17 protein-coding genes are annotated in these 26,720 nt (G+C 42.4%); 11 read left to right on the top strand and 6 right to left on the bottom strand.

The features are described from left to right. Positions 1-7 precede the first annotated feature (7 nt). The 5 genes from groL to N5O98_RS11835 all read left to right on the top strand — a co-directional run bounded on the left by groL (position 8) and on the right by N5O98_RS11835 (position 10,431). Positions 8-1,645, top strand: a complete 1,638-nt coding sequence (groL, locus tag N5O98_RS11855; RefSeq protein ID WP_004311772.1) for a chaperonin GroEL — start codon at positions 8-10, stop codon at positions 1,643-1,645. Between the two features lie 190 nt (positions 1,646-1,835). After that, positions 1,836-2,774: a tyrosine-type recombinase/integrase gene (locus tag N5O98_RS11850; RefSeq protein ID WP_004307167.1), complete on the top strand. Its 939-nt coding sequence runs from the start codon at positions 1,836-1,838 to the stop codon at positions 2,772-2,774. Between the two features lie 374 nt (positions 2,775-3,148). Next, complete coding sequence (locus tag N5O98_RS11845) at positions 3,149-5,773, top strand: PL29 family lyase N-terminal domain-containing protein (RefSeq protein WP_004311771.1); 2,625 nt, start codon at positions 3,149-3,151, stop codon at positions 5,771-5,773. A gap of 448 nt (positions 5,774-6,221) precedes the next feature. Beyond that, positions 6,222-7,160: a tyrosine-type recombinase/integrase gene (locus N5O98_RS11840; protein WP_004311770.1), complete on the top strand. Its 939-nt coding sequence runs from the start codon at positions 6,222-6,224 to the stop codon at positions 7,158-7,160. A 376-nt stretch (positions 7,161-7,536) separates the two neighbouring features. Continuing rightward, complete coding sequence (locus N5O98_RS11835; RefSeq protein ID WP_022199815.1) at positions 7,537-10,431, top strand: mepB protein; 2,895 nt, start codon at positions 7,537-7,539, stop codon at positions 10,429-10,431. 365 nt (positions 10,432-10,796) lie between these two features. Here the strand turns inward: N5O98_RS11835 and N5O98_RS11830 are convergent, their stop codons facing one another. The 4 genes from N5O98_RS11830 to N5O98_RS11815 form a co-directional block, all read right to left on the bottom strand. After that, entirely contained in the window at positions 10,797-11,294 is a 498-nt protein-coding gene (locus N5O98_RS11830; RefSeq protein ID WP_004307158.1) for a GDYXXLXY domain-containing protein, read from the bottom strand. Next, the gene (locus N5O98_RS11825; RefSeq protein ID WP_004301056.1) at positions 11,281-12,255 is read right to left on the bottom strand and encodes a DUF4401 domain-containing protein; all 975 of its coding nucleotides are present in this window, start codon (positions 12,253-12,255) and stop codon (positions 11,281-11,283) included. Before N5O98_RS11825 ends, N5O98_RS11830 begins: the two co-directional genes overlap by 14 nt. Further along, positions 12,239-13,156, bottom strand: coding sequence for a DUF2157 domain-containing protein (locus N5O98_RS11820; RefSeq protein WP_032852997.1), 918 nt, complete (start codon positions 13,154-13,156; stop codon positions 12,239-12,241). The genes N5O98_RS11825 and N5O98_RS11820 overlap by 17 nt, the downstream gene beginning before the upstream one ends. Before the next feature lie 155 nt (positions 13,157-13,311). Further along, entirely contained in the window at positions 13,312-15,051 is a 1,740-nt protein-coding gene (locus N5O98_RS11815; RefSeq protein ID WP_032843878.1) for a thiamine pyrophosphate-dependent enzyme, read from the bottom strand. Between the two features lie 236 nt (positions 15,052-15,287). On the opposite strand from N5O98_RS11815, the gene N5O98_RS11810 reads away from it, so the two are divergent. The 6 genes from N5O98_RS11810 to N5O98_RS11785 all read left to right on the top strand — a co-directional run bounded on the left by N5O98_RS11810 (position 15,288) and on the right by N5O98_RS11785 (position 21,060). Continuing rightward, the gene (locus N5O98_RS11810) at positions 15,288-15,506 is read left to right on the top strand and encodes a winged helix-turn-helix domain-containing protein (protein ID WP_004301053.1); all 219 of its coding nucleotides are present in this window, start codon (positions 15,288-15,290) and stop codon (positions 15,504-15,506) included. Positions 15,507-15,678: 172 nt separating this feature from the next. Next, positions 15,679-16,692: a threonine aldolase family protein gene (locus N5O98_RS11805; RefSeq protein ID WP_004311766.1), complete on the top strand. Its 1,014-nt coding sequence runs from the start codon at positions 15,679-15,681 to the stop codon at positions 16,690-16,692. Positions 16,693-16,781: 89 nt separating this feature from the next. Then, entirely contained in the window at positions 16,782-17,981 is a 1,200-nt protein-coding gene (locus tag N5O98_RS11800; protein WP_004301038.1) for a BamA/TamA family outer membrane protein, read from the top strand. After that, a complete protein-coding gene (locus tag N5O98_RS11795; protein ID WP_008644785.1) occupies positions 17,968-19,671 on the top strand; it encodes a phosphoethanolamine transferase in 1,704 nt (567 codons plus the stop codon). The genes N5O98_RS11800 and N5O98_RS11795 overlap by 14 nt, the downstream gene beginning before the upstream one ends. 94 nt (positions 19,672-19,765) lie before the next feature. Next, positions 19,766-20,731: a DnaJ C-terminal domain-containing protein gene (locus N5O98_RS11790; protein ID WP_004301036.1), complete on the top strand. Its 966-nt coding sequence runs from the start codon at positions 19,766-19,768 to the stop codon at positions 20,729-20,731. A 14-nt stretch (positions 20,732-20,745) separates the two neighbouring features. Continuing rightward, entirely contained in the window at positions 20,746-21,060 is a 315-nt protein-coding gene (locus N5O98_RS11785; protein ID WP_004307142.1) for a chaperone modulator CbpM, read from the top strand. A 109-nt stretch (positions 21,061-21,169) separates the two neighbouring features. Here N5O98_RS11785 and N5O98_RS11780 read toward each other — a convergent pair whose 3' ends face one another. Further along, positions 21,170-21,643, bottom strand: coding sequence for a GAF domain-containing protein (locus N5O98_RS11780; RefSeq protein ID WP_004307141.1), 474 nt, complete (start codon positions 21,641-21,643; stop codon positions 21,170-21,172). A gap of 7 nt (positions 21,644-21,650) precedes the next feature. Then, on the bottom strand, positions 21,651-26,711 hold the full coding sequence (locus N5O98_RS11775) for a DUF4132 domain-containing protein (RefSeq protein WP_008644786.1): 5,061 nt from the start codon (positions 26,709-26,711) through the stop codon (positions 21,651-21,653). Between the last annotated feature and the right edge of the window lie 9 nt (positions 26,712-26,720).

Here is a 26,720-nt window from a genome sequence, read left to right as displayed (position 1 = left end):
TAAAGAGATGGCAAAAGAAATATTATTCAATATCGATGCCCGTGACCAATTGAAAAAAGGTGTCGATGCTTTGGCAAATGCAGTAAAAGTAACTCTGGGCCCGAAAGGACGTAACGTTATCATTGAGAAGAAATTCGGTGCTCCGCACATCACAAAAGACGGTGTGACAGTAGCAAAAGAAATCGAATTGGCAGATGCTTACCAGAACACTGGTGCACAGTTGGTAAAAGAAGTTGCTTCTAAGACAGGTGACGATGCCGGTGACGGTACAACTACTGCAACCGTTCTTGCACAAGCTATCGTAGCTGAAGGTTTGAAGAACGTAACTGCCGGTGCTAGCCCGATGGATATCAAACGTGGTATCGACAAGGCCGTTGCCAAAGTGGTAGAATCAATCAGGGATCAGGCTGAAACTGTAGGTGACAACTATGACAAGATTGAACAGGTTGCCACTGTATCTGCAAACAATGATCCGGTAATCGGTAAATTGATTGCTGACGCTATGCGTAAAGTTTCTAAAGACGGTGTGATTACTATCGAAGAAGCAAAAGGAACAGACACTACTATCGGTGTAGTAGAAGGTATGCAGTTCGACCGTGGTTATTTGTCTGCTTACTTCGTGACAAATACGGAAAAGATGGAATGTGAGATGGAGAAACCTTACATCCTGATCTATGACAAGAAGATTTCTAACCTGAAAGATTTCTTGCCTATCCTCGAACCTGCTGTACAGACTGGTCGTCCTCTGTTGGTAATTGCAGAAGATGTAGATAGCGAAGCGTTGACTACATTGGTAGTAAACCGTCTGCGTTCTCAATTGAAGATCTGTGCTGTGAAAGCTCCGGGCTTCGGTGACCGTCGTAAAGAAATGCTGGAAGATATCGCTATCCTGACAGGTGGTGTTGTTATCAGCGAAGAAAAAGGTTTGAAACTGGAACAGGCTACCATCGAAATGTTGGGTACTGCTGACAAAGTTACAGTTACTAAAGACTATACAACTGTTGTAAACGGTGCAGGTAACAAAGACAGCATCAAGGAACGTTGCGAACAGATCAAAGCACAAATTGTAGCAACTAAGTCTGACTATGACCGTGAGAAATTGCAGGAACGTCTGGCTAAATTGTCAGGTGGTGTAGCTGTTCTCTATGTAGGTGCTGCTTCTGAAGTAGAAATGAAAGAAAAGAAAGACCGTGTGGACGATGCTTTGCGTGCAACTCGTGCTGCTATCGAAGAAGGTATCATCCCGGGTGGTGGTGTAGCTTATATCCGTGCTATTGATTCTTTGGAAGGAATGAAGGGGGATAATGCCGATGAAACAACTGGTATTGGTATCATCAAACGCGCCATCGAAGAACCGCTTCGCGAGATTGTTGCTAACGCTGGTAAAGAAGGTGCAGTAGTTGTTCAGAAAGTACGTGAAGGTAAAGGTGATTTCGGTTACAATGCCCGCACGGATGTTTACGAAAACTTGCACGCTGCCGGTGTAGTAGATCCTGCTAAGGTTGCTCGTGTAGCTTTGGAAAATGCAGCTTCTATCGCTGGTATGTTCCTGACTACTGAATGTGTAATTGTAGAAAAGAAGGAAGATAAGCCAGAAATGCCGATGGGCGCTCCCGGAATGGGAGGCATGGGCGGAATGATGTAATTCCGGCTTTCGCTGAATGAATATGAAAACGAGGGTGTCCGAAAAGGGTACCCTCGTTCTTTTTATTATCAATCTATTCTGCAAATTGATCTTTTCAAAACATCCTTGCTTTATATTTTGTTTGGTCAACGTATTCTTAGTAATGAGAATACTTCGTATATTTAGAATCAAATTTATTAATAAAAGTGAGATGTTGAAAGTATTAACATTTATGAAGCAGGTAGCTAACGGGCTACAGGTGGAGGGAAACTTCGGTACTGCGCACGTCTATCGTAGCAGTCTGAATGCCATCATTGCTTATAGTGGGAAAGTGGACTTCACCTTTGATGAAGTGAGTCCGGAGTGGTTAAAGGGATTTGAAGTATATCTTCGCAGTCGTGGTTGCAGTTGGAACACCGTTTCCACTTATTTGCGCACGTTTCGTGCGGTTTACAATCGTGCCGTTGATCTTCGGAAAGCTTCTTATGTACCTCATCTGTTCCGTTCTGTTTATACCGGTACTCGTGCCGACCATAAACGTGCATTGGGCGATGAAGATATGAAAAAGGTATTTGCAAAATTGTCTCGTACGTCCGGTGTGCCATTAGCGGTATATCAGGCGCAAGAGTTATTTATTCTGATGTTTTCGCTTCGTGGTATGCCATTTGTGGATCTCGCTTATTTGCGTAAGAGTGATTTGCGTGATAACGTAATAACGTATCGCAGACGTAAGACAGGACGGCCATTGTCAGTGACATTGACTCCCGAAGCGATGATCCTGGTGAAGAAGTATATGAATCGTGATCCTTCTTCTCCTTATTTGTTTCCATTGTTGAAAAGCCGTGAAGGAACCAAAGAGGCGTATCGCGAATATCAGTTGGCATTGCGCAGCTTTAACCAACAGTTGATGTTGCTAGGTGAATTATTGGGATTATCCGATAAGTTGAGCTCGTACACCGCCCGCCATACCTGGGCTACGACAGCTTATTATTGTGAAATCCATCCGGGCATTATCTCCGAAGCGATGGGACATTCGTCTATCACCGTCACTGAAACCTATCTGAAACCTTTCCGAAGTAAGAAAATTGATGAAGCAAATAAACAAGTTCTTGACTTCGTGAAACGCTCTGTTGTAGGTGTAAGCGCTTGAAAATTATTCTGTTACTTTGTAGGTAACGGGAATGAATATCGGTGCAAATATGAGCATATTTCTTAAAACAACCAAACGAAATCATACATTTTTTCTAATAAACTACTCAAAACAGGAATTAACCAAATAAAACACGCGGATTCTTTGTATTAGGGCTTTGTTAACTTCTAAATTTTTGCAAAAGATCTCCTTCCCTCTACTGCCTTTCAGAAGCAGGGGTAAAAAAGTTTCATTGCATATCGTATTATTTTTCAGTATTGACTACTCCCGAAGAGCAGGCGCAAAGGTTTCTCCGTTACCTACAAAGTAACGGGCAGTCTATTATTGAAACTTAGTGTTTAATAATATATTATTAATGTAATTTTTAAGTAGTTATGAAAAGAAAATTTGTAAAAGTGATGTTCTTCGGGGCGCTGGCACTTTCTACTGTCACCTATGTAGGCTGTAAAGACTACGATGATGACATCGACAATCTGCAAACACAGATTGACGCAAACAAAGCTAGTATAGCCGAGTTGCAGAATTTTGTGAAAGAAGGTAAATGGGTTACCAATGTTGAACAAATTACCGATGGATTTAAGATAACTTTTAATGATAATAAAAGTTATTCTATTACAAGCGGTAAGGATGCTACACCAACGACTATTAAGATTGATCCGGTAACAAAGAACTGGATTGTCAATGATAATGATCTTGGTATTTGTGCAGAAGGAAAGAAAGGTGCTGATGGCAAACCGGGCGCTGCAGGATCTCCGGGTGGTAAAGGAGAAGACGGATATGCACCTCAAATTTCAGAAAATGGATTCTGGATGGTTTGGGATGCTGAAACTAAAAAAACTGTAGAGACAAAAATTAAAGCTGCTACTGATATTTATGTAGCTGCTGATGCTAGTAATCCATTGGTTTGGATATTGAATATTTTCAATAAGGAGACTAAAGAATGGGAAACGGTTTCTATGCCGAAATCGGCTCGTATCACTAGTATGAGTGTGCTTGGTATAAAAGGCGATGGTTCTGTTGATGTTGGTTCTACAGAGGCTGAAACTACTTTATATTATAGCATAGCTGGCAAAGATATTGTGTTTAATGGAAACAAAACTTTCAAGAAGAAAGGGGATTTGCTTGTTGCTAGAGGTGGCAGCAAGATTCATGCATTGATTAATCCTGTAAACTTGAAAGCAGCAGATATTCAAGCTTATGAAATAGGCTTGACGGACTCTAAGGGTAATACTAATTTTGCTGTTGCAAATATAGCAGATAATTTTAGTATAGATGCTTTGACTCGTGCAGCGGATCCGGAAAAAGAGCCTACAGCAAATAAAGGTGTATACGATTTGACTCTGAAGTTTGTAGACGGATTGACTAAGGACGAATTGACAGCTTTGGAAAGTGCTGAAACTGCTTATGCGCTTACAACAAAAGATGCATGGGGTAATGAAATCATTTCCCAGTATGGTGTGAAAATTAAGGCTAGCAGCCAAAATATACCGGATGTTAATTTTACTGCTCCTGAACCTATGCCTTACCAAACTACCTATAATTTGGATGAATTGTTTGGTAGTGAATTGGATAAGGTGGTAGCTTATTATTATGAGGTAACTGATGAAGAAGCTAAAAAAGCTGATGCAAAATTTGATAAAGAGAAGAATACAATTCTAGCAAATAAGGAGGGTCAGGTGAAAGTTAAGATTCACTGTCTTCTTGTTGATGGAAGTACTCAAGATCCTGAAGTTGAATTGACGTTTACTTATGTGTCTAAGAAAGCTGAAATCAAAGATATGACTTGGGTCGTAGATGCTAGCAATAAGACAGCTACTTCTGAAATAGTAGGTCCTTCAGTAGATGAGATTAAAGGACAAATTAAACTGTCAGACCCAATAGTTGCGACTATTGCTTATACTGATGATAAGGCAATGATCAATGGAAAGGTGGTTCAGTCTTATATGGATGGTAGTATTCAGTTAAAATTGGTAGGTCTGGATAAAGACGGAAAGCCTGTATCAGGAACAAGTGAAGCTGATATAGCTAAAATTACTAAATTTGTAATCCAAGCTACATTTGACGAAGAAAATGTGGCTGCCGTATCTCATACTGCTACAGTTAAATTCAAAAATAAGGATTCCCAAGCAGGTTTGGGTAATGACTTTTTGTATGAAACTACATTCAAGATTACTGTAGATCAGCAGAATGATAAATTGTTCACATTTAAACGTGCAACTGCTTACTTTGATGGTGATAATGCCAAGGCTTATGGTACAGTACCGACTACTGCAGTTCTTGCTGCTACTGCTGATACAAAGATTGGCTTCGATCTTTACACCCTATATAAAGAAGGTTCTATATCAGCGGATAAACAGAATACTATTACATTCACTGAAGAGAAACCTTCTAGAGTGGTAAGTGGTAAAAAGCAGTTTGCTCCTGCATGGTTGGATGAGACTCTCCCACAACCAACAAAGAATTCAAAAATTAAAGTTTTCCCTTATGTTTCTAAGCCAGCAACTGATGAAAATTGGGGTGGTGCTTATACTGGTCGTTATATTACTGTGTCTTATGCACCATTCGGAAATTCTCGTTTGAAAGCTATTACTGATAGATTCAATTTGACAATACTATCAGAAATCTTTGAAGGTACTTTCGAATATACCAAAGAAGTAGATAAGAAAATTATAGGAACAGAAGCAAATCCGTTCATAATCGAAGGAAATACTGTAGAAATATCAGCTAAAGATTTCAAGAGAATAGATGCTCGTGGTAATTCCTATGAATTCAGCGATAACAGAATAGAGTCTGTTTCAGTTGTATTAGCAGATGATGACGCTACAACTTATTTGGCGAAGAACGATGGTAATCTTACTGATGATCCAAAGAAAGTTGTTATATCTAAGAAGGAGGGTGCCGTAATCCTAACTCCTCCTACTTGTAAAGTAAATGTTAATATTCTTGATAAGTGGGGCAGAACTAAATCTGTATCAATCTACGTAAAAGTAAATAAGTAATCAGGATTAAAGGATTTGTAATTGAGGGCATCCTAATTCTTCTTAGACTTAAGATGCCTTCTCTTTACAAGTTGTAATATAGGATAATAAATCCTTTAAAAAGAAATATGCTAAGAGATAGACTGAAAATTATGCTTGTGAAAGTATGTTTTCTCAAATGTTTGTCTCTTGGAAGGGATACCTCCCTTATTTCCCACAGGTATCCCTTTTTTTGTCTCATTACATCTTCTTATTTGCACTAGAACCAATTTGCTAGTCCCTTATTTCCCTATAGATTAAGGAGATGTTTTGAGAGTATAGAAAGCCCGGGCTTGTGAAAGTCCGGGCTTTTCGTGCTCTTTTGTCTTTGGAACATCTTAGCTATTTCCTTTGTTTGTTCATGCGGGGTATTTCCATTGATGGGATAATACTCGTATATTTATCGTCTAAATTATTAATAAATTATGAGATGTTGAAAGTACTAGCATTTATGAAGCAGGTAGCCACTGGGTTACAGATGGAGGGAAACTTTGGGACTGCACATGTCTATCGTAGTAGTCTGAATGCCATCATTGCTTATCGTGGGAAAAATGATTTTGTTTTTAGTGAGGTGACTTCGGAGTGGTTGAAAGGGTTCGAAGTATATCTTCGCAGTCGTGGATGTAGTTGGAACACCGTTTCCACCTATTTACGGACCTTTCGTGCGGTTTACAATCGTGCGGTCGATCTTCAGAAGGCTCCTTATGTTCCTCATTTATTTCGTTCTGTTTATACCGGAACGCGGGCTGACCATAAACGTGCGTTGGGTGATGACGATATGAAGAAGGTGTTTACTAAATTATCTCGTGCATCGGGTGTACCATTAGCGGTATATCAGGCGCAGGAGCTATTCATCCTGATGTTTTCGCTTCGTGGTATGCCGTTTGTCGATCTTGCTTATTTGCGTAAGAGTGATTTGCGCGGTAATGTAATAACGTATCGCAGACGTAAAACCGGGCGACCATTGTCGGTGACATTGACTCCGGAAGCAATGGCTTTGGTAAAGAAATACATGAATCGTGATTCTTCTTCTCCTTATTTATTTCCATTGTTGAGAAGTCGGGAAGGAACTAAAGAAGCCTATCGCGAATATCAGCTTGCATTACGTAGTTTTAACCAACAGCTGATGTTATTGGGTGAATTGCTCGGATTGGGAGATAAACTTAGTTCATACACTGCCCGTCATACCTGGGCTACGACGGCTTATTATTGTGAAATCCATCCGGGTATTATTTCCGAAGCGATGGGACATTCGTCTATCACCGTCACTGAAACTTATCTGAAGCCTTTCAGGAATAAGAAAATTGATGAAGCAAATAAGCAAGTTCTCGATTTTGTAAAGCGTTCAGTGACAGGTGTAAGTGCTTGAAAATTATTCTGTTACTCTGTAGGTAACGGGAATGAATATCGGTGCAAATATGAGCATATTTCTTAAAACAACCAAACGAAATCACACATTTTTTCTAATAAAGCATTCAAAAGTAGAACTAGGACAAATAAAACACGCGGATTCTTTGTATTAGGGCTTTGTTAACTTCTAAATTTTGCAAAAGATTTCCTTCCCCTCTACTGCCTTTCAGAAGCAGGGGTAAAAAAATTTCATCACATTTGGTATCATTTTTCAGTATCGACTACTCCAGAAGAGCAGGCACAAAGGTTTCTCTGTTACCTACAGAGTAACGGGTTGTGCTATTATTGAAACTTAGTGTTTAATAATATATTATTAATGTAATTTTTAAGTAGTTATGAAAAGAAAATTTGTAAAAGTGATGTTCTTCGGGGCGTTGGCGCTTTCTACTGTCACCTATGTAGGTTGTAAGGACTATGATGATGACATAAAAAGTGTACAGGAACAAATTGACCAGATCAAGTCAAACAATCCTGTAAGCGTGGGAGACATGCAAACTGCCATTAATGCGGCTAAAAGTGCCTTGGAAAGTCAGTTGGCTGATTTAAAGACAAAATTGGAGAATAAGGATTCTCAAATTAAAGATTTGGGTCTGAAAATTACTGATTTGGAGGACAAATTGTCAAAGACTGCTGATAAGGCAACGGTCGACCAGCTGACAAAAGACTTGGCAACAGCTAAGAATGATTTAGAAGCACTGAAGAAACTTCAAAAGTCTGATATTGATGGTTTGACAGCAAGAATTGTAAAGCTGGAAGCCCTTAAAGAGGAATTGGATGGTTTAAAAGTCAATTTCGCTACAAAAGAAGAGCTGAAGAACTACGTTGAATCTGCAAAACTGTCAGGACTTATCAGTGATGAAATTGCCACAGCTTTGGGAGAAGATGGGGAGATTGCCGCTGCAATAAATGATGCTATTCAAACAAAGGTTCTTGCAGACTTTGGCAGTATGAAGGAAGTTGCTGCTCTTGCCGGAGAGGATGCAACTGTAGCAGATGTTATTAAAGAATTGTATGCTGCTATTAATGCTGATAAAACTGGTATCCTTGCTAAACTGACTGCGCTGGAAGACTATCAAACAGCATTGGAAGATAAAGCGGTAGAAAATGGTTTCGAGAGTGTAGAAGCCGTTATTGCAGAGGTGAAATCTCTTAAAACGACTCTTTCCGGTCTTTATGCAAGCGCAGAATTCAGTGAAAAAGTCAAGGCGATTGTTTCAGCAGAACTGACGACTGTAAATAGCCGTATAGATACGTTAGAAGATGACCTTGCAAAACTGGGTGTTGCTATTAAAGGTATGATTCAGAGTGTAGTATATATTCCTACAAGCATAGATCGTAGCGTAGATTTCTATACTTTGTATGCTAAGAAAACTTCAACCTCATCTTCTTATGTTGTTGCAGCGAAGAGTGCAGATGCAAAAGAATTGCAATTCCGTATTTCTCCGGCTTCTGCTGCTATGACATTGGAGGATTTCAATAAAAACTACGAAATCAAGTTAAATGCTGAAGAACGTAACTGGACTCGTGCTGCTGAACCGTTTGCCGTAGAAGTGAAGAACTGTGAAGCTGGTGTTCTTACAGTATCATTAACAACTTCAAGCGAAAAGAGCCATGCGATATCTTTGAATATTGTAAGCACAAAAGATGCGGAAGGTAAAGAAGGATTGACTCCGACAAATGTTAATTCTGATTATATCGCAGTGATACAGTCTAGTTATTATCTGAAGACTGCTTATTATGAGGTAGTAACAGAGAAAGCAGGCGAGATTATCTATGATGCTCCCCAACCGGTTGATTATTCAGGAGTTGGAACTTTGACGGTTTCATATACAACAACTGCAAGTGGAAGCACAGCATTTACAAAAACATTAGAAGAACTGAATGTAGAGAATATCTTTGCGACGACTTATAGCTTGACTGGAACAGATGCAAATCTATTTGAAGTTTCTACTGCAGGTAGCGTTAGTCTAAAAACATCCGGTCTGATTGCTTCTTTGGATAAAACTGCTAATGTTATGGCTAAAGTAACGGCTCCAGGTTTCTATTTGGAAACTAGTTCTGATAATCCTAAAAAGTTAGGAACTGTAAAAGTAACACGTACTATTGATGAACTTATACATGCGTATGCTTTGGTAGAACGTGACTGGACTAATGAAACAGTAGTTGCTGCAGAGGAGAGAGTAGTTCTAAATGTTGCTGACATTTATAACGATCCGGCTGTGAATATCCGCCCATCAGCTTATGAAAGTTTGAGTTTGGTTGAACTTCTTCCTACAATAGGTATACGCTTAGAAAATGGTGCAAATAATGCCTTGACTTTAATCATTCCTAAAAATACAGCTGCTGGTGATTATACCGCAACAGCTAAGTTCGAAGGAGATGGCTATACGCTTGTTGTAAATGTTCCAGTTAAGATTAAGCCTATCACTTTGGCTAAATTGGCTAGAGTGTCGGAAATGTGGTCTTCAGATCAAACTCGTACAGGCTTTACTCCGACAAAAGATTCTGAGACAGCGGCTACTGCTATTACTTCCGAATTTAAGCTTGCTACTATATTCTCCAACTTTGATGCTGTTAAAGCTGCTGTTTTGGCTAAAGGTGGTACTTTCGTAATTACTACTAACATTACGGAAAATAGCATTGCTGGCGTTAGCTATGATGAAAACGAGGCTAAGTTTACGTTTGATAAAGATCTCTATACTGGTAAGATGACTGTTGGTGGTAAGACTGTACCTGCTGTAGTTAAGTTTACTATTAAAGCTAGCTATAATGGTAAAGTTGAGGATACGATTGAAGGTATTGTTGAAGTGAAAGATATTAGTGGAACTTGGGTTGCTCCGACTGCAACGACTCTTTCTTTATCTGATAAGTCTGTAGAATATAATGTTTCAACAGGTTTTGCTTGGAATGATTTGGCAGGTAAGACTATGTGGAAGGATGGTGCTGTGGTAGCAGGAACAGGAAGCAATGGATTTGCAAATTCAGTTACTAATCCTCTTGATATCTATGGTCTGGCAGCTCCTGTTTTTGAATTCAAAGAAGCAGCTGCGTCAACTTATCTGTCTCTTGATGATGCTACAGGAAAGGTGACCTTTACAGCAGAAGGTAAATCTCACCATTTCTACGAAGCTGTAACTTATACTGTAGAAGTAAAAGCTACATCTAAGTGGGGTACAATTAAGAATTATGAAGGAAAGAATACAATTACAGTAACTATTCCGGCAGAATAAGAAGAAAAATTGGAGAGTTGCTTCAAACCTCTTAATGCTTTATATAAGCAAAGGATTGTATTACAGTTGAAACTACTCCAAATTCAGAATAATAAAACCCTTCTTCACCTTGTGTGAAGAATACGCCGAGAAGAAACAGAGTGAAGGATTTGGCTTGTGAAAGTCAATCCTTCCAATTCTGTTCTTCTTATAGAAAGGGATACCTCCCTTATTTCCCACAGGTATCCCTTTTTTTTATTTCATAACATCTCCTTATTTGCACTAGAAACCAATTTGCTAGTCCCTTATTTCCCTATAGATTAAGGAGATGTTTTGAGAATATAGAAAGCCCGGGCTTGCGAAAGTACGGGCTTTTTCATTATTATTTATTTATCGGATTGAATATAATGGAAGTTCTCGTCATACAGTCCTACGAGCAGGCTTTGGCCTTTACCATCCACTTTCAGCCCGCCATATACGGCTTTTTGATAAAGAGTATCTTGTCCCTCTTCAAAGAAGAAAGACTCGGCACCGAGGAAGATCCGGTGACGTACTATTTTATATTTGATGACTAGCTCATTGTCGTTTACAGGCTCTAAAGCGTTTTGCAGCCGCACTATTTTTCCTACTTGATTACTGTCAATTTGAAGTATGGCATAACCGCGTATGGCAGTTTGTTGGTCTAGCAGATCTGATGAAGCTTCTTTGTAGCTAAGCCTCATATAGTCTCCTTGCATAAGAGAGCGGGGATCGACGGGAGCTAGCTGTAACAAAATCAACTGTCCGTCTTTCAAAGTTTGCTCTTTTTTATAAACCGACCAGTTGAAATATCCCAGTAGCAGTATCAGGTTTGCAATAATCAATATTCGGCTATACTTTTTCATGTCTTGTTCTTTTTTGAGTGAAGAAATACCAGGCTGTAATACATGCAATTCCGATGAAGAAAAGTGTCATGGATTTGGTGAGCAGGCTTAAATTCAGATCATAATAGTATTTGGAAACGGCATAGATAAAAAGAAGAAGCGAGGCAGCACACTCCGCTTTGTAGCCATAATGGAAACATATTAGAATCAGCAACAAACTGCCGGATAAATAAGGAGCAAACACGGTAGGCAGACAGATAACAATACAAAGAATATAGATACCAATCTGGTTCACCGGATGATCCACTTTCATGACCTGCATGATTCGTTGAACCATTATAAGAATACCGATCCATATACAAACAGACAGTATGCAGGATACAAGCCAGCTATTTGTTTCTGATATCAGATAATTGATTGATAATCCTCCCAGTGAGACGATACCGGATATGAATAATCCGAAATGAAATGGTTTGTATTTGGAAAAGTAATTCTCTGTTCCTATACATTCAAACAACTTAGTTTCAAAGATGTTGGCAAATAAAAATAGTGCAAGGATAGGAACTACAGCTATTTGCAAGGGATAAAACGAAGAAAAGACATGGGCGGCTTCTCCGAAGAAAGATATATTAAACAGAATGACTGAAAGAAAGGGGAGGATAAACCCTCTTGATAACAAGAATGTGAGAATACTGATTCCCATAAGTGTAGTGAAGAGGATATTAATGCTGGCATTTATACCAAAACCAATCAATACACACCCGGCTATGTATAAAGTGATGTTCATTGCATCCAGAAAAGACCGAATCACCATGCGGCTGATTGTTAGGGTAGTGAGAATTAATATACTTCCTACAATCAGGCAAGAAATATCGGAGCGGAGGATTCTGGCAAGTGCCAGAAATCCCAGAAAGAAAATAGCCGTCAGGATTCCTCCGATAATAGATACGGCTTGAATGGTGAGGTTATGCTTCTGTGCCATACCATTGCTTTTTTAGATGAAGAATGATGTAAATGAGTAAAGTTGTTCCGGTGATGACAATAACCCCTCCGTAGAAGAATATCTGAACATCCCTAAGACCGCTTTGTGATATGAATGTAGTCAATAGAATCATTAACGCAGCAAACGGAATGATAGCCAGATAGAACAGGCTTTTTACTTTCCATCCATACCAAAGTCCCGCAGAGAATAAAAGGAGGGTGCTTATGAGAGGAACAGACAATATGGCATTCTCTTCGCAGATTGCCATCATTAACAGAAAACTGGTATGTATAATAGTAGCCAGTGAAAGAAGACTGACAAACCAGCGATTGTTTCTGTCCAAATGACCTTTTACACTCATCCATTCCGTGATGATCGTTGTTAAGGCACATATCCAGGTTACTGCATTGGCCAGCAAAGTCATTTCCCAGGAGTTGGCACTGGCAATCTGTATATTGTACAACCATATCGTAGTACAAAGTAATCCGATGAACGTCAGCCATAACGGAGCGAAACGGATAGCAACCGCCCAGAGAATAGTGAAGAGAGTCCATCCCAGGAAAAGATCGTAAGCATCGGCTCCCGTTTGGTAGATTTGTCCGAAGACAGCGAAAAGCGTGCCTATCAGGAATGTAGCTTCGGTCAGGAGAATTTGTTTGACGAGCTTATTCCAATGCGTGAATGTAGCGAGCAGGACAGAAGCTACTAATAACACTTCTACTATTCCTAACTTTGCAAATTTGGGTAATTCCTCCCAGTTGTAGGCAAAGAAGAAGATAATTCCTGCCACTGTAAAACCAACGCCCACTGCCAATAAAAAAATAGAAAGGAATTGATTCCATTGTTTTTTATCTGCGTACAGCGCTTGTCGGGATAAAGGCGAAGAGTCGGTCTTTTCCATGTGTTTTTGCTTTTTGATGATTACAAACATAAGAAAATAAAATGATTATCACCTCAAGATAGACTATAAAAAGGTATGACTTACCTTATTAAAATTGACAATAATAGTAGGTCATACCTTGAGAGAGGTTATGAAAATATTCAAAATAGAATAACTTAAAATACCTCCCGTATATGCTTAAAGTTAGAATTGATCGTATCAATTACTTCTTGTGAACGACCGTTGATTAACAACTTATACATTGATTGTGCAAAGCCCACCATTTGACCGAATTCAATTTTGGGAGGCATGGCCAGTGCGTTCGGATCAGTCATGATATTAACAAGTACCGGACCGTCCAACTCAAATGCATTCAGTAAGGTAGTCAACACTTCTTCCGGATCACTGACATTAAATCCGGTCATTCCCATTGCTTCGGCCACTTGAGCAAAGTCTGGATTCAACATATTTGTCTGCCAGTCCGGCAATCCGTCCACTTCCATTTCCAACTTCACCATTCCCAATGAACGGTTGTTGAATACGATAATTTTAATTGGTAACTTATATTGTACAACGGTTTCCAAGTCTCCTAAAGTCATAGACAAGCCACCATCTCCGCAAAGCGCCACTACCTGGCGATCCGGATAAGCTAGTGCGGCACCGATGGCTTGCGGCAAAGCATTTGCCATAGAACCATGATTGAAAGAACCCAGCATGTGGCGTTTGCCTGTCGCTTGCAGATAACGTGCTCCCCACACACAAGTCATTCCCGTATCTACTGTGAACACAGCATCGTCCGAACTTAGTTTGTCTATTTCGGACATCACATATTCGGGATGAATCTTATTTACGTCGCCTTTATCTTCCGTGTAAGCAGCCAGATCCTTCTTTACGCCTTCATATCTTTTGAGTTGTTTCAACAGGAACGAATCATCTGTCTTCGGATTCAGCATACGCAATAGACTTTGGATGCTCAGTTTAACATCACCGCAAAGTCCGATATCCACCTTTGCACGACGTCCCAGACGTTCGGGCTTTATATCAATCTGTGCTATCTTGATGTCATCCGGCAGGAAAGCGGAATAAGGAAAGTCGGTGCCGAGCATGAGAAGCACTTCGGCTTCATGCATACTGTAATAGCCCGACGGCATTCCCAACAATCCGGTCATACCCACTTCATACGGATTTTCATATTGCACCTCCATCTTTCCTTTGAAAGTATATACCACCGGAGCATTCAGCTTCTCGGAAAGAGCAATCACTTCCTCGTGAGCTCCCCGGCAACCGATGCCGCAGAAAAGAGTGATACGCGTATGTTTGTTTAACATGTCAGCTAATTGAGCCAGATCTTCTTCCGACGGACAAACTTCCGGTGGGGCAGGATAGTTGATAACCGACGAGTCGACAGCAACGGCAGAAGCCTTTGCCAAGTCACCCGGAAGCCCGATAACGGACACCCCTTTGCGGGTGACAGCCGTTTGTATGGCCGACTGGAGCATACGTGGAAATTGTGTGGGAGTAGTGGCTACTTCATTATAATAACTGCAATCGTTAAAAAGTTTGATGGTATTCGTCTCCTGAAAATATTCCGTACCGAACTCTCCGGTAGGAATCGTAGAAGCGATGGCGATTACCGGTGCGCCGGACCGGTGTGCGTCATACAAGCCGTTAATCAGATGAACATGTCCCGGCCCGCTACTTCCCGCGCAGCATCCCGGGCGACCGGTCAGTTGTGCTTCTGCCGCAGCGGCATACGCCCCTGTTTCTTCGTGGCGCACATGTATCCATTTTATTTGATCGTTTTTTCTGACTGCTTCGTTTACTTCATTCAGACTGTCGCCTGTTACGGCGTAGATGCGTTCAACTCCGGATTTTACCAGAGTATCTATCAACTGTTCTGCTATTTTTTTTGCCATAGCTGTAATTGGTTTAGGATTGATTTTTATGTAATAACAGATGGCTGCAAAGAAAAGTTCTGATTTAACATATGCTAATAACGCCTTTGTGTCGGGACACATCACCACTTTTATGTTAAAATTAATTCTGTAACAACTTTTTAGTAAAGATGTATAAACAATTGCAATATCCTTTTGTTATCTTTATAGGCGAAATCTTAACCTAATGTATTAAACCTCTTAATTACTCTAGAAAAATGAACAGAAATGAAATCGGTGTGAATGCCGGTAAGGTTTGGCAACTGCTTAGTAATAATGAGAAGTGGAGCTATGGACTTTTGAAGAGAAAATCCGGGCTGAAAGATAAAGAGCTGGGTGCCGCTTTGGGGTGGTTGTCAAGAGAGAGCAAAATAGAGTTCGATCAGTGCGATGAAGAGCTTTATGTATATCTCTGTGTGAATGTTTATATTGGCTGAAAGAGTTTGACGCTTTAACGAGAACAGAAGAATCTCCAGAGGAATGACAGCATAGTCAGCACTTCGGAGATTCTTGTTTTTTTATCCTTTTTCTGCTTTATGTTTCTTCCTTTCAATGGATTTCCGGAAATAATTCTGTTACTTTGCATCACGAATTAAAATGTAAGAAACAATGAGAAGTTTTGCCTCCGACAATAATTCCGGTGTGCATCCGTTGGTAATGGAAGCATTGAACCGGGCTAATATAGACCATTCTTTAGGATATGGCGATGATAAATGGACAGAAGAAGCCGTAGCGAAAATAAAGGAAACCTTTACGCCCAACTGTGTCCCCTTGTTTGTATTTAACGGAACAGGTAGCAACGTGGTAGCATTGCAGCTGATGACCCGTCCGTATCATTCCATCTTTTGTGCGGAAACGGCTCATATCTATGTAGATGAATGCGGCTCTCCTGTGAAAATGACAGGTTGTCAGATTCACCCGATTGCCACTCCTGACGGTAAACTTACCCCGGAATTGATGCAACCTTATCTGCATGGTTTCGGCGATCAGCACCATTCACAACCCAGAGCCCTCTACATCTCCCAATGTACCGAACTTGGCACCATCTATACTCTCGAAGAGTTAAAACGTCTGACTGACTTTGCCCATCTGAATGGTATGTATGTACACATGGACGGAGCCAGAATAGCCAATGCCTGTGCCGCTTTGAATCTTTCCTTAAAGGAACTGACAGTAGACTGCGGAGTCGATATTCTTAGTTTTGGCGGAACGAAGAACGGACTGATGATGGGAGAGTGCGTGATTGTATTTAATAAAGACCTGCAACCGGAAGCCCGCTTCATCCGTAAGCAATCCGCCCAGCTCGCTTCGAAGATGCGTTACCTCTCTTGCCAGTTTACGGCATACCTCACAGATAACCTCTGGCTGAAGAATGCCAACCATGCCAATGCAATGGCTGCCAAACTTTACACTGAATTGAAGAAACTGCCCGAAGTAACTTTCACTCAAAAAGCCGAAAGTAACCAGTTATTCCTCACCATGCCCCGCCCGGTTATCGACCGCATGCTGGAGTCTTATTTCTTTTATTTCTGGAACGAAGAGAGGAATGAAATCCGTCTGGTAACTTCTTTTGATACGACAGAAGAAGATGTAGACGAGTTTATAAGACTTTTAAAACGTTAAAAAGGAAATCCGGAACAACAAAAGCGCCTGAATATCTGTTTTTATAGGAAGTTTGAAACTAACTTTGTCCGCAAAGTTTTCTACTTCTTATGATTATGAATACTAGACAGAACAGGCTAATCATATTCGCGCTTTTGTTGTTGACACAAACCCCGTTGGGCGCACAGCTGCATTCTACTAAAATTGAACTGCCGGAGGATTCTATATCTGCAACCATGGAAGATTCCATTCCGGCAAAGCGCAGTTTCTTTAAAAAGTTTCTTGATTACTTCAATGACGCCAATAAGGAAAAAAAGAATAAAAAGTTTGATTTCAGTGTGATAGGCGGCCCACATTATTCCAGTGACACCAAGTTCGGACTCGGACTGGTGGCAGCCGGACTATATCGAACCGATCGGATTGATACGCTTCTTCCTCCCTCCAATGTCTCTCTTTACGGAGATGTGTCGACTGTCGGCTTCTATCTGTTGGGAGTCCGCGGAAATCATCTGTTTCCAAAAGATAAATACCGCTTGAATTACAATCTCTATTTCTATTCTTTTCCCAGTCTGTATTGGGGACGGGGATATGACAATGGAGCGAACTCTGATAACGAAAGCGATTATAAACGTTTTCAGGCACAGGTGAAAGTCGATTTTATGTTTCGGCTGGCAAAGAACTTCTACATCGGCCCGATGGCCGTATTCGATTATATCGACGGACGGAACTTTGAGAAACCGGAACTATGGGAAGGAATGGCCGCGCGAACCACTAATACCAGCCTGGGACTTTCCCTCCTTTACGATTCACGTGATTTCCTGACAAATGCATATCATGGCTATTATTTGCGGATAGACCAGCGGTTCAGTCCGGCTTTTCTCGGCAATAAATATGCGTTTAGCAGTACAGAACTGACTACCAGTTATTATCAGCCGGTATGGAAAGGTGGAGTGCTGGCAGGGCAATTCCACACATTGCTTACCTATGGCGATACCCCTTGGGGATTGATGGCAACATTGGGAAGTTCTTACTCCATGCGCGGATATTACGAAGGACGCTATCGGGACAAGGGAGCAATGGACGCGCAAATAGAACTCCGGCAACACGTCTGGAAACGGAATGGAGTAGCTGTATGGGTAGGAGCGGGAACGATTTTTCCACGACTTTCCGAGTTCACCCCGAAACACATTCTGCCTAATTATGGCTTCGGGTATCGTTGGGAATTTAAGAAGAGAGTAAATGTACGTTTGGATTTAGGGTTTGGCAAACACCAGACCGGATTTATTTTTAACATCAATGAAGCTTTTTAAAAATATAAAGAATTGGTTGGAAAATCAGGAACATCTGTTTTATCTGTTCCTGTTTATCTTGATAGTACCTAATATGGTACTCTGTTTTACAGAACCTTTACCATTTATGGCAAAAGTCGCCAATGTGTTGTTACCTTTCGGTTGCTATTACCTGTTGATGACTTTGTCGAGGAATTGCGGCAAGATGCTGTGGATTTTATTCCTGTTCCTGTTCTTCGGAGCCTTTCAGATCGTGTTGCTTTATTTATTCGGCCAGTCCATTATCGCTGTCGATATGTTTCTGAATCTGGTCACCACCAATTCGAGTGAGGCATTGGAACTGCTCGATAATCTCACACCTGCCATTATTGCTGTAATCATACTCTATGTACCTGCCCTGATATTAGGGACGATTTCAATTATACGTAAACGGAAACTTACGGTAGAGTTCATTCGCAGGGAACGGAAGAGAGCCTTCCTGGTCTTTGGAATCTCCCTCCTTAGTCTTGTCGGAGCCTATGTGCAGGATTCGGGATATGAGTTGAAATCTGATTTATACCCGCTAAACGTATGCTACAACGTAGGTCTTGCCTTTCAAAGAACAGCTCTGACACAGGATTACCACCGTACATCCAAAGACTTTACTTTCCATGCCCGGCCTACTCATCCGGAGGGAAAACGGGAAGTATATGTAATGGTCATAGGAGAAACCTCTCGTGCCCTAAACTGGCAATTGTATGGTTACGAACGTGAAACGAACCCGCTCTTATCCCGGCAAACGGGTCTGATTGCTTTCCCAAAAGTGTTGACAGAGTCGAATACGACACATAAAAGTGTCCCCATGCTGATGTCGGGTGCTACTGCCTGCAACTACGACTCTATCTACCATCAAAAAGGAATCATCACCGCTTTCAAAGAGGCAGGATTCCGGACGGCTTTTTTCTCCAACCAACGTTACAACCATTCATTTATCGACTTCTTCGGAATGGAAGCCGATACGTATGATTTTATAAAAGAAGATTCGGTCAGTTCTACCTATAATCCTTCTGACGACGAACTTCTGAAATTGGTGGAGGAGGAACTGGCGAAAGGTGCAACGAAACAATTCATCGTACTTCACACCTACGGTTCCCACTTTAACTATCGCGAACGTTACCCGTCGGAAGATGCTTTCTTTACGCCCGATTATCCGATGGAAGCAGAGAGAAAATACCGGGATAACCTGGTGAATGCCTATGACAACTCTATTCGTTACACGGATGATTTTCTGTCACGACTTATCCGTATGTTGGAAAAACAGCAGGTAGATGCCGCCATGCTCTACACTTCCGATCATGGAGAGGACATTTTCGACGATTCCCGTCATCTGTTCCTCCACGCTTCTCCCGTACCTTCTTATTATCAGCTTCATGTGCCATTCCTGATTTGGATGTCCGATGACTACCGCGAAACGTATCCCGAACGTTGGAATACCGCTATTGAAAATAAGGATAAGAATGTTTCTTCCAGCAGCTCTTTCTTCCCGACCATGCTGTCTTTAGGCGGAATAGAAACTCCTTACCGGGATGATTCTCAGGCTGTGACGGCTTCGTACTACGTCCTGAAACCGAGGGTTTATCTGAACGATCACAATGATCCCCGTCCGTTGGATGATTTGGGCATGAAGAAGCAAGACTTCCAGATGCTGGAAAAGAGGAATATCAAGTATTAAGTATTAGGTATTAATCCTTGTTAATTTTTGCATCCAAAAATGGGATTGGCGTGTTATTTGCTGTATGATGTATGAACGATTAAATTCATAAAACATGGCCTATATAGATTATTACAAGATTCTTGGAGTAGACAAAAGTGCTTCTCAGGATGATATCAAAAAGGCTTTTCGTAAGTTGGCCCGGAAATATCACCCTGATTTGAATCCTAATGACCCTAGTGCAAAGGATAAATTTCAGGAAATCAACGAAGCCAATGAAGTACTGAGTGACCCCGAGAAACGTAAAAAGTATGATGAGTACGGAGAACATTGGAAGCATGCCGATGAATTCGAAGCGCAGAAACGTGCACAGCAACAAGCCGGAGGCTTTGGCGGTGCAGGAGGTTTCGGCGGATTCGGCGGTGCGGGTCAGGGTTTCTCCGACGGTAACGGAACCTATTGGTATAGTTCCGATGGAGAAGGATTTTCCGGTGGCAACGCTAGTGGATTTTCCGATTTCTTCGAATCAATGTTCGGACATCGGGGAGGAAGAGGACAAGGTTCTGCGGGATTCCGCGGACAGGACTTTAATGCCGAACTTCATCTTTCCCTTCGTGATGCTGCTCAAACGCATAAGCAGATATTGACTGTAAATGGTAAACAGGTACGTATCACTATCCCTGCCGGTGTAGCCGACGGACAGGTTATTAAACTGAAAGGCTACGGAGCCGAAGGTGTCAACGGAGGACCTGCGGGCGACTTGTACATTACGTTCGTTATAGCCGAAGACCCGGTGTTCAAACGCCTGGGCGACGATCTGTACATAGATGTGGAGGTAGATCTTTACTCTGCCGTATTGGGAGGCGAGAAAGTAGTCGACACGCTGGACGGTAAAGTGAAACTGAAGATAAAACCGGAAACGCAGAACGGTACGAAAGTCCGTCTGAAAGGTAAAGGATTCCCGGTTTATAAGAAGGAAGGACAATTCGGTGACTTGATTGTGACCTATTCTGTCAAGATTCCTACGAACTTGACCGACAAACAGAAAGAGTTGTTCCGTCAATTACAGAGTATGAACTAAAATGAATGAGTACTATGCAGACCGAATTAATAATTGTCAGTGAATACTGTCACAAATGTCATATTGAGCCTTCATTCATCGAAATGTTGGAAGAGGGCGGTTTGATTAACGTGCATACCGAAGGCGGTGAACATTATCTGCTTTTGTCGGAACTCCCGAACGTGGAACGTTATAGCAGAATGTACTATGACTTATCCATCAACATGGAAGGTATCGATGCCATTCATCATTTGCTGGAAAGGATGGAAGATATGAGGCACGAAATGCGTTCGCTTCGCAAACAACTTTTGCTGTACCGGGAACGGGAAATAGAAGATATGGACTGGTAAAAAAATAGAGCCTCTGTTTGATTCGAACAGAGGCTCTATTTATAGTAAACGGAGGCTCTGATTCATTCAATCAGAGCCTCCGTTTTTTCAGGATGTTTATGCCGTTATTTTATAATACAATATACGTGCAAATCTCTTCCAGATAGCGTGCGTCGATAGTGTCGAAGCTATCCAATGTATCACTGTCGATATCCAGCACCCCGGCAACTTTCCCCTGCTTGAGGATCGGTACTACTATTTCCGATTTCGAGTCCGAACTACAGGCTATGTGTCCGGGAAACTGCTCTACATCAGGAACAATCAGTGTACGGGCTTCTTTCCAAGCGGTTCCGCAAACTCCTCTGCCAAAGCGGATGCGAGTGCAGGCAATGGGGCCTTGAAACGGACCCAGTACGAGTTCTTCCTCTTTCACAAGGTAAAAGCCTACCCAGAAGAAACCGAAAGTCTGCTTTAAGGCTGCTGCCATGTTGGCAAGATTGGCAATGAGATCTGCTTCCGTACTTACCAAAGCATGCAGTTGCGGAAGTAACTCCCGATACTTTTCTTCCTTGCTTCCTGTGTGGATGATTAAATTTTCTGCCATCTCTTTACTATTTGATTTGGTTCAGAATGCTCGGATCTTTTATCTTATCGTCTTCTGCAAAGAAGATAATCTTAGTCAGTATCTCGGCAGTCTTCGGATCTTCATCTACGAAAGGCAGGAACAGGCGTCCGCGATTTTGCGAATGTACCGGAAGAACGGCTATCTGTGCACCACCTTCCTGATGGATCACACCGCTGCCCAGATGAATATTGTACTTACCCAGTTTACCTTCGATGTGAGCAAAACTTCCTTTTATTGTCACGTTCTTGAAATGAAACAACGGCATCGTCAGTTCCACCAGTACGCTGCGCATCTCGATGGTAGAGTGGCTGGTTTCCGGGTCAACGCTTCCGGCATGGGCTACGCTTACTGCCAGGTCTACGTCTCTCATTACTTCGGAGAAGATGACAGGAGGAATCTCCGAGATTTTCATTAACTTGTAGTCTTTGCGGTTGTGGAAGCAGACATATTCTAATGTCGGAGCTTCGATGTCGGCAGGAGAGAACCAGTCTGCCATCGCATAGATGGTGGCGATGATGTTCTCTTTGTAATAGATCTTTTGGAGACCGTCTTCATAGTCGGCTACCCAGCGACGGCCTTTCAGTACGGCAACCGTTTTCTGCGGTTGGATCTGGTTGCCGGCATAGCGGCGGGATTGAGTGGCTTCTATTTCTTCCGGAGTCGGAACGTAAAGTTCGCGGAATACCTGTTTGAAAGGTTGGCGGATTGATTTATCGAACAGGAATTTTTGATAAGCATGCCAGTCTCCGCTTGTATACAGGTCTGTGGGGTGCGCGATGCGTAACTCGTCTTTCGGTTTTAACGGGAGGCAAACGGCATTTACTGTAATCAGCAATCCATCGGTGTAGAAGCCCGTCTGTCCGTTGCAGATGAAGACGAGATGTTTCAGTAATGGCCAGATAACAGGATTCTGCATCAGCTTGCGCAATTCGTTTTCTTCAAAATGAGTGCAGTCTTCCATCGCCTGTTCCAGCATGATGCGCGAACGGGTGTACTGGTCTTTCAGCTTTTTGTGTACTGCTTTCAGTTCTTCTATATACGGATGCTTTTTCAGCTTGGCAGGCATGCTGTTGAGCTCTTTGCCGTCTTTGATTTGCTTAATCTCCGATTTACCTTCCTCGTTGATTTGTACATACACTTCTACGCCGTCTATCTCTTTGGGGGACAGGTAGGGAAGAAGTTCTTTAATCAGTTCGGTTTCCATGCTCCAGGTCAGGCGGGTAACGTCTCCGTAACCGGAGTTGCGTGCCAGGTTTTGCAGAGCGATGTTTACCGCTTTCTTTTCGCTTTCCTGTCTTTGAGCACCGAATTCCTTGCTCTCTTTCAGGAACTTTTGCAGGTATTGATAACGATCCAGCAGTTCTTTATCCGGCTTCCGTCCCAATGGGATGAGGCCGTAGCTCATCAATAAGTCTTTGTTGCGCTTGGCTATTATTTCTTTCTTTATATCTGCCGCCTTCACTGCACCGTTGGTAGCATCGGCAAACTTACGGGCACGGGTATGGCTGTTGCTGCATGAAATATATTTGGCGGCATTGTAGACCACTTCGAAGCGTTGCTTGCCAATTGTCTTAAATGCATCTTTGAACCAGTCGATGTCAAAAGCACCTTCCCGCAGGTCATCTACGTCGATGGGGGTGTAGCGGGCGATAATCGCTTTCTTCTTGTCGTCACACGTTTCATTGGTGTGGGCGTGGAAATAATAGGCTGCACTTGTCAGTCCTTTCCAGCCTATTGCCTTTTCAGTCAGTTCAATCCATTGTGGGGCGAACATGGCGGCTTCTACCAGTCGCTCGTCGCTGATTTCGGCTTGTTTCGCCAGTTTCTTCAGATTCTCGCTGGTGTCCGTAGGCAGGGGATGACAAGCATGGAGCAGACTGCTCAATACACCCCGTTTGGTGCTGCCCCAGTTGTAACTGTCACGTATGAAAGTATCTTTGCCGAATGCTTGCAGAATACGGATAAATGTTTCAGCTCCATAGACGTAGCTTAGTTCTTCTGCAAGGGAGGTGACTTGTGTCTCGGAGTCTCCACGTTTTAATTCAATTTCAAGAATCCGGTCTACCACCTTTTGGACGAGGGAACGGAAGAGGGAGAAGTCGATGTTTTTGATATCGGCGTATCTTTCTTTTTCCTTGTTGAAACGAACGTTGTCGTTCAATACCATAGTGATTGCTTTGATCTGGCTGGGAGAGCTGATGCGTCCCATCATTTCACGGTATACTTCCTCTGTCGGGATGATTCCCATCATCCAGGCACGGGCGAAGTCTGTGGCATGAAGATAAGAGTCTGTTTCCTCTAGTTCGGGGGTGTGCTCCATGTAGTTGGTGAGCTTATAAAGCTGATAGCGCACTGTGAAGTAACGGATAAATAGATCATCATTCATGGGCTTTTGAGGCATTTCGAGCCAGAAGTTCACGAATTTGTTGTTATGTATCGGATAAACGACCTGTTTTTCTCCGTATTCCAGTTTGTCCCGAAGCCATGCATGCTTACTGGTGTACTGGCGGAAGATGTTTTTGGTATTTAGCAAAGGCAATAGTTGGAGCAGCATATTGACGGCCAGTCGTTGATAGACGGCTTCATCTTTGTATTCGTATGCCAGTGCTTCGATGATGTCACTCATCTGTTCATAGTACGGCATCTTGCGGAGGTCTTTTTGCAATCCGCGGTAAGTGATGCCGGCATACATCCGGTTGACAAGCGGCTCAAAAGTATTACTTGATTTCTGGTCTGCCTTGATGTCTTCTTCATCTTCCTCGTCGGAGTCGTCTTCGTCTTTAGCGGTACCTGTCGATGCAAGCATGAAACTCATCATCAGCAATTTGTCGTAGCTTCCTATTTCTTCTTCGTAGAAGGCTTTCCACAATTCCGGGAATCCGAGTCCGCTCAATCCTCCGTAGTTGCTCCAGTTTATCAGGACACTGTTACCTACCAGACGTGCTTCTCCGTAACCATTTTTGAATTCTTCATTCTTGTAGGTTTCGATGTATTTGCTTAGTTTTTTGAAAACGAGTTTGGCCCTTCCAAAGCAGATGAATTCGAATGCTTTTTTAACGTTGAATCCTTTGTCCTGGGTAATTTCCGGCAGATTGACTTCAAGAGCCGGGTCGTACAGACCGAAGCCGTTATCTTTGGTATAGTGCTGTGCGGTGTTTTCTTCCGTTCCGTCTCCAATCAGAGATTCTATCAACACTTTTTCTTTCGCGTTCGGTTTCTGAATTTCTTTGACGGTGGGGATCAGTTCCTGATAGGTATCTTGCAGAAATTCTATGTTGTGGATAGTCTTCATCATATCCAATCCGGCTAGGCGGCGTTCGGCCACCTTGTCTGTTAGTAAGCGGCGGATACTGCCGGACAATTGTTCTTTCGGCTGTTTCATCAATAGATTGATGGCGTTGATACGCATCTCACTATATTTGAAGCGCAGCAACTCTTCTACTTTCTGATTCTGTTCGGGCGACAAAGTCATCTCGGACAATACTTTGTAGGCTTCGTCACGAACGTCCTGCGAACGGTCGCCCAGTGATTGCAGCACATATTCTTCCTGTAAATGGCTGGTCGGGGGATTTAATACGACGCCGATATAGCCTGCCCGCATATAGGTATCCAAAGAAGGCAGACAGGTGCAAAGATCGTCTTTTAATGCAGAATCGTTGGTCATCCAGGTGATATACGCCATCTTGAGAACGATTTCCGAACGGGTGAGCTCTGTACTTTCCCATGGGAATACGTATGGAGAATAAATCTCTTTGGCAGAGATGGACTGATAGACGTTCTTCAGATAGTCATAATGACGGATCGCTTCTTCTTTGCTATCAAAATAATCATGGAGCGACGGGGCGTCCTTATGTCCTCCGTACCGGCTAAGATAGAGTCCGGACAGATACAGTGGCAGGATAGCCGCCACTACCGACGGTTCGTTATACCATTTTTCAAAAGCATCTTTACTGATGCGGTGGTTCATGCCGGAGTATTGCGTACAGCGTAAAAAGTAAAGTAAGGTCTGCACCTGATATTTGGCACCGTCTTTAATTATTCCCGGAACAAGTGCCTGGATTTCTTCCGTATTGTAGAATCCGATACTCCATAGAGCCAGATAAAGTTCGACCGTATCTTTGCTTTGGAGGGCTTTGCGTGCTTCTTCCCGGTCGTTCAGAAAACGGCGGATCAGTTCCACATATTTGTTGGTGATACGCTCGCTGCTGTCTTGTTCTCCAATACCCGTACAGACTGCAATGCCGCGTTTCACGGAGGCAAATCGTTGCAGGCCGTTGTCGCAGATCACCGAGAACAGATGGAGATAACTTTCGGGGCATCCTTCGTCCATCGTTTCCACGATAGCTTGACGGAGACCTTCCTGCAGTTTGGCTGCCAGCAGTAACTTCCCTTCCAGTTCCAGCAACGGGCGGTAACCGCTCACGGCGATAGCCTGGAGATGTCCCTGGTTGAGGCGGTTGGCATTATTCTCGCTGGTCAATACGTTGTTGAGGTATTCAATGACAGTCTGGTTGCCTTCTGCTATTTGGGCGGCCATCCAGTTTTGGCAGTTCATCGCATCCTTGTATGTCTCTATTTCTTCCGGAGTGTTTCCTCCGTTCAGTATGGCTTGTTCGCTGAATCCGGTGGCACGTAGTTTTAGAAATTCCGTCAGCGCATCTATGATGTGACTGAAATGCAGAAGGGGATTCGCCGACCGCTGTGACCGGCGCGAATATCCATGAGTGTACGGACACCGTGCTTTGAGCTTCAGATAGGTGTGGAACAGGTTGGCATATTCGTCTCCCAATAGATAACGGAGCACTTTGTTCAACTTTCCGTCGAAAAGATTGGCAACACTCTTTATCTTCTCTTCCTGAATAATATGTATGATGCAAGGCTCTAGTTTATCGCTGTATGTGCCATACCGGGTATCCATGTTGAAGTATTGCATAAATACATCCAACAGTGTCATTGTCTCTTTGTCTAAACTGGTTCTCTTTTTCGTTAACCTTTCCAGGTACGGAGCAATCCGTTTGTTTAATGCGTCATTATAAATGAGTCTCATGATTATTTT

The organism is Bacteroides sp. LFL-34 (genome assembly GCF_027257075.1).
Lineage (GTDB): Bacteria > Bacteroidota > Bacteroidia > Bacteroidales > Bacteroidaceae > Bacteroides > Bacteroides ovatus.
Note: the sequence above shows the minus strand (reverse complement) of the source record. Positions and strands in the feature narration are given on the sequence as shown.